The organism is Robertmurraya phoenicis (genome assembly GCF_047302285.1).
Lineage (GTDB): Bacteria > Bacillota > Bacilli > Bacillales > Cytobacillaceae > Robertmurraya.
Genome location: NZ_CP154845.1, coordinates 4,552,501 through 4,566,212 on the forward strand (window position 1 = coordinate 4,552,501; position 13,712 = coordinate 4,566,212).

A 13,712-nucleotide genomic window follows, 5' to 3' on the forward strand; every position below is an offset into this window, starting at 1 on the left:
CAACATCCTGGTTGTCTAAGCAACCCCACATCCTTTTCCACTTAACGTATACTTTGGGACCTTAGCTGGTGGTCTGGGCTGTTTCCCTTTTGACTACGGATCTTATCACTCGCAGTCTGACTCCCACGCTTAAGTACTTGGCATTCGGAGTTTGTCTGAATTCGGTAACCCGATGAGGGCCCCTAGTCCAAACAGTGCTCTACCTCCAAGACTCGTTTTTCGTGAGGCTAGCCCTAAAGCTATTTCGGAGAGAACCAGCTATCTCCAAGTTCGATTGGAATTTCTCCGCTACCCACACCTCATCCCCGCACTTTTCAACGTGCGTGGGTTCGGTCCTCCATTCAGTGTTACCTGAACTTCAACCTGGACATGGGTAGATCACCTGGTTTCGGGTCTACGACTACATACTAAAACGCCCTACTTAAGACTCGCTTTCGCTGCGGCTCCGTCTTCTCAACTTAACCTTGCATGCAATCGTAACTCGCCGGTTCATTCTACAAAAGGCACGCTATCACCCGTTAAAGGGCTCTAACTACTTGTAGGCACACGGTTTCAGGATCTCTTTCACTCCCCTTCCGGGGTGCTTTTCACCTTTCCCTCACGGTACTGGTTCACTATCGGTCACTAGGGAGTATTTAGCCTTGGGAGATGGTCCTCCCAGCTTCCGACGGGATTTCTCGTGTCCCGCCGTACTCAGGATCCACTCAAGAGGGAACGAAGTTTCAACTACAGGGTTGTTACCTTCTTTGACCAGCCTTTCCAGACTTGTTCGTTTACTTCGTTCCTTTGTAACTCCGTATAGAGTGTCCTACAACCCCAAGAGGCAAGCCTCTTGGTTTGGGCTAATCCCGTTTCGCTCGCCGCTACTCAGGGAATCGCGTTTGCTTTCTCTTCCTCCGGGTACTTAGATGTTTCAGTTCCCCGGGTCTGCCTTCATTACCCTATGTATTCAGGTAAAGATATCATCCCATTACGAATGATGGGTTTCCCCATTCGGAAATCTCCGGATCAAAGCTTACTTACAGCTCCCCGAAGCATATCGGTGTTAGTCCCGTCCTTCATCGGCTCCTAGTGCCAAGGCATCCACCGTGCGCCCTTCATAACTTAACCTATTCGGCAAATGATAAGCGGCGTATCTCTTCGTCATCTTCACTCGTCAGCATCCTCACGTACACACTACGTACGTTCCGGTGCTTCCTCGCTTGATTCCTCGACCTACTTGCTTCTCATTTCCCTCATTGTTCGGCTTACAATTTCTCGTAACCCTCGCGGTTTTTGTTTTGAAACTTAATCTCTAAACATATAGAGAGAAAAACTAAAATGGCGATTACTCGGTTTATTTCTTGGTTCTTCTTCTTCATTATCTAGTTTTCAAGGTACAAGATTGTAACCAAAAGGTTACGTATAAGAGAGTATTGCACTCTCAAAACTAAACAAATCATACGGCTTTTCTGACGAGTCAAAAAAGCTTCCATCAACATTACGATTATGAGACATCTAAGTCTCCATATTCCTTAGAAAGGAGGTGATCCGAGCCGCACCTTCCGATACGGCTACCTTGTTACGACTTCACCCCAATCATCTGTCCCACCTTAGGCGGCTGGCTCCTTGCGGTTACCCCACCGACTTCGGGTGTTACAAACTCTCGTGGTGTGACGGGCGGTGTGTACAAGGCCCGGGAACGTATTCACCGCGGCATGCTGATCCGCGATTACTAGCGATTCCGGCTTCATGTAGGCGAGTTGCAGCCTACAATCCGAACTGAGAATGGTTTTATGGGATTCGCTCCACCTCGCGGCTTCGCTGCCCTTTGTACCATCCATTGTAGCACGTGTGTAGCCCAGGTCATAAGGGGCATGATGATTTGACGTCATCCCCACCTTCCTCCGGTTTGTCACCGGCAGTCACCTTAGAGTGCCCAACTCAATGCTGGCAACTAAGATCAAGGGTTGCGCTCGTTGCGGGACTTAACCCAACATCTCACGACACGAGCTGACGACAACCATGCACCACCTGTCACTTATGTCCCCGAAGGGAAAGCCCTATCTCTAGGGATGGCATAAGGATGTCAAGACCTGGTAAGGTTCTTCGCGTTGCTTCGAATTAAACCACATGCTCCACCGCTTGTGCGGGCCCCCGTCAATTCCTTTGAGTTTCAGCCTTGCGGCCGTACTCCCCAGGCGGAGTGCTTAATGCGTTTGCTGCAGCACTAAAGGGCGGAAACCCTCTAACACTTAGCACTCATCGTTTACGGCGTGGACTACCAGGGTATCTAATCCTGTTTGCTCCCCACGCTTTCGCGCCTCAGCGTCAGTTACAGACCAAAGAGCCGCCTTCGCCACTGGTGTTCCTCCACATCTCTACGCATTTCACCGCTACACGTGGAATTCCGCTCTTCTCTTCTGCACTCAAGTTCCCCAGTTTCCAATGACCCTCCCCGGTTGAGCCGGGGGCTTTCACATCAGACTTAAGGAACCGCCTGCGCGCGCTTTACGCCCAATAATTCCGGACAACGCTTGCCACCTACGTATTACCGCGGCTGCTGGCACGTAGTTAGCCGTGGCTTTCTGGTTAGGTACCGTCAAGGTACCGGCAGTTACTCCGGTACTTGTTCTTCCCTAACAACAGAGTTTTACGATCCGAAAACCTTCATCACTCACGCGGCGTTGCTCCGTCAGACTTTCGTCCATTGCGGAAGATTCCCTACTGCTGCCTCCCGTAGGAGTCTGGGCCGTGTCTCAGTCCCAGTGTGGCCGATCACCCTCTCAGGTCGGCTACGCATCGTGGCCTTGGTGAGCCGTTACCTCACCAACTAGCTAATGCGCCGCGGGCCCATCTATAAGTGATAGCGAGAGGCCATCTTTCAGCTTAAGAACATGAGTTCAAAAGCATTATCCGGTATTAGCTCCGGTTTCCCGAAGTTATCCCAGTCTTATAGGCAGGTTGCCCACGTGTTACTCACCCGTCCGCCGCTAATTTTCGGGAGCAAGCTCCCTCAAATCCGCTCGACTTGCATGTATTAGGCACGCCGCCAGCGTTCGTCCTGAGCCAGGATCAAACTCTCCAAAAAAGAGTAAGAATTAGCTCTTAAATTTAAATCTTAAAATAAACGTTGGCTAGTTTCGGCTCCTAGCTTCTCGACCATTTCACTTCTTCTGTCAAAGTCTTTTGAACTTTTCCGCCAGAAGTTCCAATGTTTGTCGAAGCTGTACAGTCGCCTCCACTATTATTTGTTGACGTATGATTTGTTTAGTTTTCAAAGTGCAATTTCGCAAAAGTAAAAATTAATTGGAGCGGGTGATGGGAATCGAACCCACGACAACAGCTTGGAAGGCTGTGGTTTTACCATTAAACTACACCCGCATATATTATATAGTGATTAAATCTAATTAACATTTTTCTATCTTGGCCTTACATGCCTCTAACTCTTCTAGATTATTCACGGATGATTAATCGTCGAGGCAACTCGCTGAATACTCATTGAAGTAATGCTCGTGGCTGTGGTTTTACCATTAAACTACACCGCATTATTCATTTTATATTTATTAACAACTTGTGGTCGTCATGGTCGTCATGGTCGGGAAGACAGGATTCGAACCTGCGACCCCTTGGTCCCAAACCAAGTGCTCTACCAAGCTGAGCTACTTCCCGTTGTATGGCGCGCCCGAGAGGAGTCGAACCCCTAACCTTTTGATCCGTAGTCAAACGCTCTATCCAATTGAGCTACGGGCGCATATTATCCGAAAGACAACTTAATCATTATATCAAAATAACAATTCGTTTGTCAACAACTTCTTTTCAAAAACTTTCTGGTGCGGCCGAGAGGACTTGAACCTCCACGGGGTTGCCCCCACTAGGCCCTCAACCTAGCGCGTCTGCCATTCCGCCACGACCGCATTAAAGAAGCGATAAATATTATTATACATAAAAATAATATTATTTTCAAGTGGAAATTAATGGTGCGGGTGAAGGGAGTCGAACCCCCACGCCTTGCGGCGCTAGATCCTAAGTCTAGTGCGTCTGCCAATTCCGCCACACCCGCATAATGTTATTTTTGCATTTGCAAAAATAATAAAAAGTTTTTTCACTGACGTACATTTAGGAAAGTTATTTTCTCCTACGTCGAAAAAACTATGATGAGCCATGAAGGACTCGAACCTTCGACCCTCTGATTAAAAGTCAGATGCTCTACCAACTGAGCTAATGGCTCTAAAGTAAATATGTGCTACTATAAAATTCTTTGTGTTAAGATATAGGGCATCCACGATGTCCCCATCTCAGAAAGTCAATTCAAGTAGCAGTTCGATGGGTACAACTCGCAGCAAATTCACAGATGAATCGCTCGTTGCTCTACCAACTGAGCTAATGGCTCTAAAACTTGGCTGGGCTAGCAGGATTCGAACCTACGAATGACGGAGTCAAAGTCCGTTGCCTTACCACTTGGCTATAGCCCAATATTAAAAATAAATGGCGGTCCGGACGGGACTCGAACCCGCGACCTCCTGCGTGACAGGCAGGCATTCTAACCAACTGAACTACCGGACCAATGTTTTTTTGCGTTAGCAAAAATAACTTTCCTTTAATTTTTCACGATAGCGAAAATAACTTTCCTCTTACTTTTCAATAAAAGATAAAAAATGGTGACCCGTACGGGATTCGAACCCGTGTTACCGCCGTGAAAGGGCGGTGTCTTAACCGCTTGACCAACGGGCCATTAATATAATGGCGGAGAAGGAGGGATTTGAACCCTCGCGCCGCTCGCGCGACCTACACCCTTAGCAGGGGCGCCTCTTCAGCCTCTTGAGTACTTCCCCAAATCCAATATGGTGGCTCCGCGGGTAGGATTCGAACCTACGACCGATCGGTTAACAGCCGATTGCTCTACCACTGAGCTACCGCGGAATAATGCGTATTTTTAAGTCGTCTCTGTTTTGTCGACTCTTCATATTATAATGAGATGTTATATTCAAGTCAAGAACAAAAATTAAGTAATTTCAACTTGATTTTTTGAGCGACAGAAATATAAATTAACATCCTTTAAAAAGAATGTCAACTGTCTATTTTAATTAACTTACCTCGACATTTTCCGCACACATATCGAAGAACGTTTATAGATCTTTTCCTTTTAAAAACCAAACCACAATTCGAGCATTTATAAACTTGAAGCTTATAGCTACGTTTTATCGTTGGACGATCGGGTAATACATTACAAAAGCGCGGAGCACCGACTTCTTTTAAAAGTTTCTTAAAATCTTGGTCCCGATGCTGATACCCCTTCCCTTCTATATGAAGATGGTAATGGCAAAGCTCGTGCTTAATAATACCCAATAATTCTTCTTCACCCAACTGTTCTAAATACTTTCGATTAATTTCGATATTATGGGACTTCAACAAATACCGGCCACCAGTTGTGCGTAGCCGATTATTAAAAAGCGCTTTATGTATGAATGGTTTATGAAAAAAATCAAGCGATAACTTTTCAACCAGTGCTTGTAATTGAAATTCCTCCATAAATCGTATTCCTCTCCATAATAAGTAAACATGACAACCTATTATAGCATACATTGTATATACCCTTTGAATTCTAAAACCGGGAGGTCTCGATATGCCAACTTGGTTCCAAAATCAGATGCAAAGAGCCTTTCTTGAAAAAAATCGCCACCAAATTAAGCTCCTAAATCAGTGCTGGTTCTTTTATAGAAAAAAACACTGCTCGTAAAATCGAATAACCATGATTGATAAAGAATTAGCGTTTAAAAAGCATTGTTTATACGGACAAAGGATTCCGTTTTCAGGTGCATTCTTGTTAATAGACGCATGAATTGGCATGCGTCTTTTTCTTTATTAATCAAGCTTTCTACGACATTTCATATGATTCCCCATCTTTCGGTTCGGGGATCAGATGAAACTCTCGAGCTGACGCTGATAAACGAACGGAGAAATTCCGCTTAAGGACAAGACTACTTATTTAAAAGAGAAGCCAATAATGCTCACATGTTTGATCGCGGATCATGAACGCTCCCAAATAACAAAACAAGCTACACAATTCATCTCTGAATCATGTAGCTTATAGTTTTCACACGAAAAACTTAAACACTATTCCTGCGGAGATAGCATCGTTAATGCGACTCTTCCTTTTTTCACATCAACAGAGTCGACCCATACAGTTACAACGTCACCTACAGAAACAACATCTAGAGGGTGTTTGACAAAACCTCGCTTAAGCTTGGAGATATGAACAAGTCCATCTTGTTTCACACCAATATCGACAAATGCACCAAAATCGACGACATTTCTGACCGTTCCTTGAAGCTCCATCCCTGCCTTTAAATCCTCGAGCTTTAACACATCCTTCTTCAACAATGGAGTCGGAAGGTCATCCCGTGGATCACGTTCTGGGCTCATTAACGCATCGATGATATCTTTTAAAGTGAGTTCACCTATTTCTAGATCAGCCGCAATGTCCTTAATATTTACCTTAGACAACGCCGTTTTCAATGCTTCCGAACCAAGATCATTCGTTGTAAATCCAAGATTACTCAAAAGACGTTTCACTTCAGGATAGCTTTCTGGGTGAATACCTGTCCGATCGAGGGGCTCTTTTCCATCCACAACTCTTAAAAAGCCGATTGCTTGCTCATACGTTTTCGCACCTAATCGGGGTATTTTCTTTAACTGATCCCTTTTGCTAAACTTTCCTTCTTCGTCTCGTTTCTTGACAACATTATTGGCAACCACCTTAGAAAGTCCTGCAACATATTGAAGCAGTGAAGCAGATGCCGTATTCACATTTACTCCCACTTGGTTCACTGTCGTTTCGACGACAAAGGTTAATGATTCATTCAGTCTCTTTTGAGAGACATCATGTTGATACTGACCAACCCCCACTGATTTAGGATCAATCTTCACTAATTCAGCAAGTGGATCTTGGAGTCTGCGCGCTATCGAAACAGCACTTCGTTCTTCTACTTGGAAGTCTGGAAATTCTTCACGAGCGATATCAGAAGCTGAATACACACTAGCCCCCGCTTCATTTACGATCAAATAAAAGATAGGCTCCTCTTGTTCTTTTAATATATCCGATATGAATTGTTCTGTTTCCCTTGAAGCCGTCCCATTTCCAATCGCCACAACTTCGACCTTGTACTGTTTCAGAATTGCCTCGACCTTTTCTTTCGCTTCCCTTGGTTTCGCACTAGGAGGATGAGGATAGACGACAGCTATTTTTAGAACTTTTCCAGTTTCATCGACAACAGCTAGCTTACAGCCTGTTCGATAAGCAGGGTCAACTCCAAGCACAACCTTCCCTTTTAATGGTGGTTGAAGCAAAAGTTTTCTCAAGTTCTCTGAAAAAATATGAATGGCTTGCTCTTCAGCTTTTTCCGTTAATTCACTGCGAATTTCTCTCTCGATAGAAGGTTGAATCAAGCGCTTATATCCATCTTCAACCGCTTCACCAACAAGTTGTGCTGTAATCGCTGTCGTATTTTTGATCCATTTTCTATTTAAATAAGTTAAAATCCGATCCACATTCGGCTTTAGTGAGGTCCTTAAAATATCTTCCTTTTCTCCTCGATTCAAAGCTAATACGCGATGGGGAACAATTTTATGGACTGGCTCAGAATAGTCATAGTACATTTCATAAACATTCTTTTCGTCTTTTTCCGCATCTTTAACAGAGGATTCAATCACACTTGACTTGAAAGTCTCACTTCGTATCCATTTACGTCCATCAGCATCATCGGAAATCACTTCAGCAATAATATCCTTCGCACCAGACAAAGCGTCTTCTACTGTCGTAACTTCCTTTTCCTCTGATAAGAATTCCTTCGCTTTCTCTTCTAAGGAACCTGTAGTTGGAAAAGTTAAAATCCATTCAGCTAACGGCTCTAAGTCTTTTTCCTTCGCAATTGTTGCCTTCGTTCTTCTTTTTTGCTTATATGGACGGTATAAGTCTTCTACTTCCTGAAGTTTGAGAGAGCGTTCGATTTGTTGTTTAAGCTCTGGCGTAAGCTTGCCCTGCTCTTCAATCAAACGGATGACCTCTACTTTTCGCTGCTCTAGGTTTTGTATGTAATTCCATCTGTCCATAATGTTGCGAATTTGGACTTCATCAAGAGCACCCGTTTGCTCTTTTCGATAGCGAGCAATAAACGGAACGGTGTTTCCATCTTCCAATAAAGAAATTACATTTTTCACAGATTTAAATGGTAATGTTTGCTCTTTGGCAATCATTTTTAAAATCGTTTCTTGTTTATCAATTGTTTGCTCCACAAAAAGTTCCTCCAACATCTAAATATGATTATCTTCTTATTCTATCAAAAATAGATAGACACAACAAAAAAGCACCTGCGTCCTCTTTTCGATAACGAAACAACAGGCACCTCATCTAATATAAGCTTCCAATTATGAAAGTGGCATCATCAGCGGAAGGAAATGGTCTATTTTTTATATCTTCTGCAATGATTCTCAGCGGTCTTACTGAATTTAACATACTCTTTACCCCATTGAAATGAAAGCCATCAGAGTAAATAAGAAAGGTTGAATTCTGTTCATAAGGATAATTCTGTGTACGAAACCTCTGTGGTTTACCAGATAAATAACCTGTTACAGGCAACGGGTACGTTAGTTTTCCAGAAGAAGAATAGAGGAAAAAGCGGATATTCCCAACACAACTATAGACAAATTCTTTTTTTGAAAAATAAACTTTAAATACAGCTACGGCAGCTCCTCTCTTTTCAACCAATACCGCATTGCATCTTTCCATTATGGCTTCTACGCCCTCTTCATGATATTGTTCAACGATTTGGACGACAGCAGTAGCTGAATCATTAGCATTTTCTCCACTCCCGAGCCCATCAGCTAAGACACAGATAAAGTAATCATCCGTACACAGATAAAAATAATCATCTCCACAAAGCTCATTCCCTACTTTTGTTCGTTGAAAAGAAAAGACTTCTACATCATCTGTTGCAAAATGTTTCATGAAAGACACTCCGTATTTGTATCATCTGCTAAAATAGCTTCCTTCAGTTTTTTTATCGCTCTACGCTGTAATCTTGACACATGCATTTGTGATATTCCCAATTTTTCGCCCGTCTCCTTTTGGCTAAGATTGTCTAAATATGTGCATTGGATAATTTCCCTCTCACGGTCAGTTAACACGTAGAGAACCTTTTCTAGCACCAACCTTTGATTGACTTTTTCATACCCCGAGTCAACCTTCCCGACAATGTCCAGAAGGGTTATGGTGCCTCCCTCTGAGTCCGCTTCAAAGGTATGGTTAATCGATAAAGCCTGATAGCTTTTTCCCATTTCCATCGCTTCTAGAACATCTTCTTCCGATACATCTAACGCTTGCGCGATTTCATTAATTTTCGGAGAGCGATGAAGAGTGGTGGTTAACTCCTCTACTGTTTTCTTAATTTTCGGGCCGATCTCTTTGATTCTTCTTGGAACATGCACACTCCACGTCTTATCTCGTAAAAATCGTTTGATCTCGCCTATTATGGTCGGTACGGCAAATGCTTCAAAGCTTTTGCCTACAGAGGTATCGTATCTCCTGATCGCTCCTAATAATCCAATAATGCCGACCTGAACCATGTCCTCGTGATAGGATCGCCCCTTCGAATATTTACGAGCTATATGTTCGATTAATGGCGTATAGTGAAGGACAAGTTTTGCCTGTGCCTCCTCATCTTGGTGAAGCTGGTAAGATTGGATATAACCTTCTACTTCCTCTTTTGACAGCTGATTAGGGTGAGATTGTTTTTGCACCACTCTCCACCTTCTCTCCCTCCAGGTATTTCGTCATCAGGACGGTCATACCTTCGTTGTGGTGATATTTCACCTCATCCATCAATGTTTCAATGAGATAGAGGCCTAATCCTCCCTCACGCATATATTCAATTGGTTCTTTTTCATGGTCGTATGGGCCAATATGGTCCCTTAATTCCCGTAAATCAAAGCTAACCCCTCGATCAGCCACAATAATCTCCAACCGATCTTTATAAAGACTATAGCCTATGAAAACCTCACCTTTTTCTTGCGATTTATAAGCATGCTGAACAGCATTCGTACAAGCCTCACTAACCGCAATCTTTAAGTCCTCGATTTCATCATATGAAAAACCCATTCTTCCAGCAATTCCAGAGGAAGTTAGTCGTATAACCCCTACATATTCAGGCTTAGCGGGGATTTTCATCTCGATATAATCATAAGGTTGGCTCATTCTATTTCACCTTCATTCTGACTGTTAATATCCATGATTTCTGCTAAACCAGTGATCTCGAATAATCTTTTAAGACGCCTTGATAAGCCAATAAGCTTTAGTTCACCATGTTTAGAACGAATATTTTTAAAGACCCCGACAAAGACTCCTAATCCGGTACTGTCCATATAACTCACATCTGTCAGGTCGACTACCATTTTCACCTGTTCTTTTTCGGAAAGCGGAAAGAGGGTTTCTCGGAGCTGAGGGGCTGTATAAGCATCTATTTCACCACCTAAATTCACCTCTAGGGCGCTGTCATATTCCACTACTTCTATATTGATGTTCATAACTGACCTACCTCTCCCCTTATCAGTCTTATTGTCAATTACCCTTTACCGTGAACATTAAACACTTCTTTTAATAATTATGAGGGTAAAGTCATCCCTTAATTGAAAATCCTGCAATTTCTCTAAATCTTTAAAAATGTTATTGACAATTTCTTGTGCGGAAAAATGAATGTACTTTTGAATATAAGCAAGAAGGGTATCTTTTTCCACAAAACCCCCATCTGTTCGACACTCTGTTACACCGTCCGATAATAAAATGATCATATCCCCAGGATGAATTTCCTTTTCGTATTGAGCGTACTTCGTCTTCTTATCAATACCGAGCATAAGTCCTTTTGCGTAAATCTCGGAAAATTCTTTTTTCCTTCCTTCATAATAAAAACCAGGCTCATGGCCCGCAGACGCATACGAAAAGACGTGACGAGCATAGTTGTACATGCCATAAAACATCGTCACAAACATGCTTGGATCGACATTCTGTTCTACTACACGATTTAAACTCTCTAATAACATGCTCGGTTCATTCCGATAAGCCGGAATACTATCCATCGCATACTTGATCATCGACATACATAATGCAGCAGGAATTCCTTTTCCAATGACATCTGCAATCGCAATACTGATGCAATTATTTTCATCCTCTACAAAATTATAATAGTCTCCATTCATCAGCCTTGCCGGTACACTAATGGCACCGATATCAAGATCCTCAACTGACGGAATACGCGTTTCTAAAAGGGTTTGTTGGACATTTGCTGCAATTTCGATTTCTGATCTCAGTTCTTTTTGCTGATTCCGGAGGCTTTGATGCTCACGATAGGCGAAGCCATAACCAAGCATAATCTCTAGTAAAATATCAAAAGAGTGCACGACGTATTCCGGCATATCTGGATAGATCTCTTGTAGAATCATTTTATGTAAGCTAATAATCTCTTCAGGAGTGACTTGGTTTTCAATCGATTTCCGACTGAATTTCTGTCCTATGTATAAGGTAGATTCGGATTGTTCTTTTATATATTTTGTTAGAATATCTCGATATTTCGCTTCCATCACTTCACGAAAAGGCATACAACGTTCCCCCTAGCGGATCCATTTAGTTGCAACAATCTTTGTTCCTTTTCCTTTGGCTGATACAATATCGAATTCATCCATTAATCTCTTCACTCCAGGTAATCCAGCACCAAGTCCACCAGATGTAGAATATCCATCCTCCATCGCTAATCGAATATCATTAATACCTGGTCCATTGTCTATTGCTACAATTCGCAATCCCGCATGTCCCTTGTCATAGATTTTTTCAATACATACCCGACCTTTATTGGCATAGATAAAGATGTTTCTTGCTAATTCACTGATGGCTGTTGTGATGCGTGCTTGGTCAACGATACCGAATCCAAGTTCTTTCGCAACATTTCGTCCCAATTGCCTTGCCGCAACGATGTCCCATTCAGTCTGGATATTTACGCAGGATTGGTTCTCCATTTCTGTTATTCCCCCAATTCCTGTTGTAATTTCTCCAGGCCTTTTTCTAAGTCTAACGATGTCATAACATCATTCAAACTAATACCTAGTTCGATTAACGTAATGGCTACAGCTGGTTGGATACCGGTAATAACCACTTTCGCTCCCATTAGTTTTGACATACTAATGACATCACCTAGCACCTTGGCGATAAATGAATCGATAAAATCGATCGACGTAATGTCTATGACAACTCCACTTGCCCCTATTTCATGAATTTTATGTAATAGGTCCTCTTGAAATTGAAGTGCAGTCTGATCATCTAACTCCCATTGGATCGAAACAAGCAGACAGTCGTATAATTTAAGAATTGGAATTCTCACTATTTTCACCCACTTGTATAATTTTCTTATTCACTAGCTCTAGCGCAGATTCCATTCCTTTTTTCAGCGTATTCTTTGTTGTAATTTGGGTAAGATCTATCCCTAAATTGACAATCGTTTGAGCAATTTCAGGGCGTATGCCAACTAACATACACTTCGCTCCTACGAGTCTTACTGCGTCTGCCGCTTGGATGATATGGTGGGCAACCATGGTATCAACGACCGGAACTCCAGTAATGTCGATCAACACCACTTCTGAACGATGTTTCACTACCCCATTAAGAAGATTTTCCATAATCTGCTTCGCTCTTTCTGTATCAATCGCTCCAATTAGCGGCATGACGGAAATTCCATCAAATACTGGGATTAACGGCGCAGATAGTTCTTGTAAAGCAATTTTTTGCAGAGATACGGTACGTTCCCATGTTGTCGAATAGATATTAACTACTTCATTCGTCATCGGGTTCGTCCATCTATCTAAATCATAGAAAAGCTTCATTTCATCCTCTTTGCTCACAAGCTTCTCTTCTTTAATGCCTTCAAAAACAATCGAAGCCAACACCTGAATCCCCTCAGTAACAAAACTTAATGGCCAACCAAGCTTTACTACTTTTTCAGCAAAATCGTGCAAACGCTCACTATATTCTTCATTTGTTTCATTTAAATTCGCACTGACCATTTCTACAAATTCACGACTGGTGCTAACAAATACTTGATTAGAGACAACCTTTAACACACGTTCGTCGGATTTCTCCTTCATCCGTTCCACCCATTCGTTTAGAATATATTCCTTTTGCTCTTGTATGTAATTATTAATTATTCCACTCATTCTCTCCACTCCCATCCAACATTTCCTTCTATTTAATGATAACAACTCTAATTACTTGAAACAATTTAATATTCATGTACTAAGTGAAAAAAATCGAACATTCCCAAAACTCAAAAATACAGGATGAAGATTTACTATGACACTAAGACTGTTTTATATACCCATTTCTCTTATCAAACAAACTCCGTCAAAAGTACTAAAATAAGCATAAAAAAAAGGACAAGTTTTCACTCGTCCTTGCAGCACACAGTATATTAAAAAGTTTTAATTGTGGACACCAGTTGATTACTCGAGAAAAAAATGACCAAAAACGACTCATAATTTACATGAAATGGTTCAAACTTATAGAACCACTTCCTTTTCGAACAACTAAATGGTGTAAAAAAACGCTCTTTATGCAAAGAGCGTTTTATATCAAAATTCATCTCGGTGAATTCAATCCGGATTTTTTTGTGGTAATCTGAAACATCCTCTACAGA

11 protein-coding genes, 11 tRNA genes and 2 rRNA genes (1 of these 24 running past the window's edge) are annotated in these 13,712 nt (G+C 42.1%); 1 reads left to right on the forward strand and 23 read right to left on the reverse strand.

What is annotated here, in order from left to right:
• The 14 genes from AA0X71_RS22635 to AA0X71_RS22700 form a co-directional block, all read right to left on the reverse strand.
• Nucleotides 1–1,110, reverse strand: a 23S ribosomal RNA gene (locus AA0X71_RS22635); it reaches 1,825 nt to the left of the window's first position.
• Between the two features lie 408 nt (nucleotides 1,111–1,518).
• Nucleotides 1,519–3,070 (reverse strand): 16S ribosomal RNA (locus AA0X71_RS22640).
• Together the 16S and 23S rRNA genes with 11 tRNA genes alongside form the textbook arrangement of a ribosomal RNA operon.
• Nucleotides 3,071–3,289: 219 nt before the next feature.
• Nucleotides 3,290–3,363: transfer RNA gene (locus AA0X71_RS22645), tRNA-Gly, on the reverse strand.
• A gap of 211 nt (nucleotides 3,364–3,574) precedes the next feature.
• Nucleotides 3,575–3,651: transfer RNA gene (locus tag AA0X71_RS22650), tRNA-Pro, on the reverse strand.
• A gap of 5 nt (nucleotides 3,652–3,656) precedes the next feature.
• Nucleotides 3,657–3,733, reverse strand: a tRNA-Arg gene (locus tag AA0X71_RS22655).
• Between the two features lie 77 nt (nucleotides 3,734–3,810).
• Nucleotides 3,811–3,896, reverse strand: a tRNA-Leu gene (locus tag AA0X71_RS22660).
• Between the two features lie 61 nt (nucleotides 3,897–3,957).
• Nucleotides 3,958–4,042, reverse strand: a tRNA-Leu gene (locus AA0X71_RS22665).
• Nucleotides 4,043–4,137: 95 nt separating this feature from the next.
• Nucleotides 4,138–4,210 (reverse strand) — tRNA-Lys (locus tag AA0X71_RS22670).
• Between the two features lie 169 nt (nucleotides 4,211–4,379).
• A tRNA-Gln gene (locus tag AA0X71_RS22675) sits at nucleotides 4,380–4,454 on the reverse strand.
• A gap of 14 nt (nucleotides 4,455–4,468) precedes the next feature.
• Nucleotides 4,469–4,545, reverse strand: a tRNA-Asp gene (locus AA0X71_RS22680).
• Between the two features lie 93 nt (nucleotides 4,546–4,638).
• Nucleotides 4,639–4,713 (reverse strand) — tRNA-Glu (locus tag AA0X71_RS22685).
• 10 nt (nucleotides 4,714–4,723) lie between these two features.
• A tRNA-Ser gene (locus AA0X71_RS22690) sits at nucleotides 4,724–4,814 on the reverse strand.
• 13 nt (nucleotides 4,815–4,827) lie between these two features.
• A tRNA-Asn gene (locus AA0X71_RS22695) sits at nucleotides 4,828–4,902 on the reverse strand.
• A 147-nt stretch (nucleotides 4,903–5,049) separates the two neighbouring features.
• Nucleotides 5,050–5,511, reverse strand: coding sequence for a SprT family protein (locus tag AA0X71_RS22700; protein WP_413357525.1), 462 nt, complete (start codon nucleotides 5,509–5,511; stop codon nucleotides 5,050–5,052).
• A 94-nt stretch (nucleotides 5,512–5,605) separates the two neighbouring features.
• Between AA0X71_RS22700 and cmpA the strand changes: the two genes are divergently transcribed.
• On the forward strand, nucleotides 5,606–5,719 hold the full coding sequence (cmpA, locus tag AA0X71_RS22705) for a cortex morphogenetic protein CmpA (protein WP_087946650.1): 114 nt from the start codon (nucleotides 5,606–5,608) through the stop codon (nucleotides 5,717–5,719).
• Nucleotides 5,720–6,096: 377 nt separating this feature from the next.
• Here the strand turns inward: cmpA and AA0X71_RS22710 are convergent, their stop codons facing one another.
• From AA0X71_RS22710 to AA0X71_RS22750, 9 genes are all read right to left on the reverse strand, one after another.
• Complete coding sequence (locus AA0X71_RS22710) at nucleotides 6,097–8,274, reverse strand: Tex family protein (protein WP_413357526.1); 2,178 nt, start codon at nucleotides 8,272–8,274, stop codon at nucleotides 6,097–6,099.
• A 115-nt stretch (nucleotides 8,275–8,389) separates the two neighbouring features.
• Entirely contained in the window at nucleotides 8,390–8,986 is a 597-nt protein-coding gene (locus AA0X71_RS22715; protein ID WP_413357527.1) for a PP2C family serine/threonine-protein phosphatase, read from the reverse strand.
• Nucleotides 8,983–9,777, reverse strand: coding sequence for an RNA polymerase sigma factor SigB (gene sigB / locus AA0X71_RS22720; protein ID WP_413357528.1), 795 nt, complete (start codon nucleotides 9,775–9,777; stop codon nucleotides 8,983–8,985). The genes AA0X71_RS22715 and sigB overlap by 4 nt, the downstream gene beginning before the upstream one ends.
• Nucleotides 9,755–10,231, reverse strand: a complete 477-nt coding sequence (gene rsbW, locus AA0X71_RS22725) for an anti-sigma B factor RsbW (protein ID WP_413357529.1) — start codon at nucleotides 10,229–10,231, stop codon at nucleotides 9,755–9,757. The genes sigB and rsbW overlap by 23 nt, the downstream gene beginning before the upstream one ends.
• Entirely contained in the window at nucleotides 10,228–10,560 is a 333-nt protein-coding gene (locus AA0X71_RS22730; RefSeq protein ID WP_413357530.1) for an anti-sigma factor antagonist, read from the reverse strand. Before AA0X71_RS22730 ends, rsbW begins: the two co-directional genes overlap by 4 nt.
• A 57-nt stretch (nucleotides 10,561–10,617) precedes the next feature.
• Nucleotides 10,618–11,628, reverse strand: coding sequence for a PP2C family protein-serine/threonine phosphatase (locus tag AA0X71_RS22735; protein ID WP_413357531.1), 1,011 nt, complete (start codon nucleotides 11,626–11,628; stop codon nucleotides 10,618–10,620).
• 12 nt (nucleotides 11,629–11,640) lie between these two features.
• Entirely contained in the window at nucleotides 11,641–12,042 is a 402-nt protein-coding gene (locus AA0X71_RS22740; RefSeq protein ID WP_413357532.1) for an anti-sigma regulatory factor, read from the reverse strand.
• Nucleotides 12,043–12,047: 5 nt separating this feature from the next.
• Entirely contained in the window at nucleotides 12,048–12,404 is a 357-nt protein-coding gene (locus tag AA0X71_RS22745; protein ID WP_095311777.1) for an STAS domain-containing protein, read from the reverse strand.
• The gene (locus tag AA0X71_RS22750; protein WP_413357533.1) at nucleotides 12,385–13,233 is read right to left on the reverse strand and encodes an RsbT co-antagonist protein RsbRA; all 849 of its coding nucleotides are present in this window, start codon (nucleotides 13,231–13,233) and stop codon (nucleotides 12,385–12,387) included. Before AA0X71_RS22750 ends, AA0X71_RS22745 begins: the two co-directional genes overlap by 20 nt.
• Between the last annotated feature and the right edge of the window lie 479 nt (nucleotides 13,234–13,712).

What these genes read in the sequence shown, in the direction of transcription:
- AA0X71_RS22700 (WP_413357525.1), bottom strand. Translation starts at nt 5,511, where the DNA reads ATGGAGGAATTTCAATTACAAGCACTGGTTGAAAAGTTATCGCTTGAT.
- cmpA (WP_087946650.1), top strand. Translation starts at nt 5,606, where the DNA reads ATGCCAACTTGGTTCCAAAATCAGATGCAAAGAGCCTTTCTTGAAAAA.
- AA0X71_RS22715 (WP_413357527.1), bottom strand. Translation starts at nt 8,986, where the DNA reads ATGAAACATTTTGCAACAGATGATGTAGAAGTCTTTTCTTTTCAACGA.
- rsbW (WP_413357529.1), bottom strand. Translation starts at nt 10,231, where the DNA reads ATGAGCCAACCTTATGATTATATCGAGATGAAAATCCCCGCTAAGCCT.
- AA0X71_RS22730 (WP_413357530.1), bottom strand. Translation starts at nt 10,560, where the DNA reads ATGAACATCAATATAGAAGTAGTGGAATATGACAGCGCCCTAGAGGTG.
- AA0X71_RS22735 (WP_413357531.1), bottom strand. Translation starts at nt 11,628, where the DNA reads ATGCCTTTTCGTGAAGTGATGGAAGCGAAATATCGAGATATTCTAACA.
- AA0X71_RS22740 (WP_413357532.1), bottom strand. Translation starts at nt 12,042, where the DNA reads ATGGAGAACCAATCCTGCGTAAATATCCAGACTGAATGGGACATCGTT.
- AA0X71_RS22750 (WP_413357533.1), bottom strand. Translation starts at nt 13,233, where the DNA reads ATGAGTGGAATAATTAATAATTACATACAAGAGCAAAAGGAATATATT.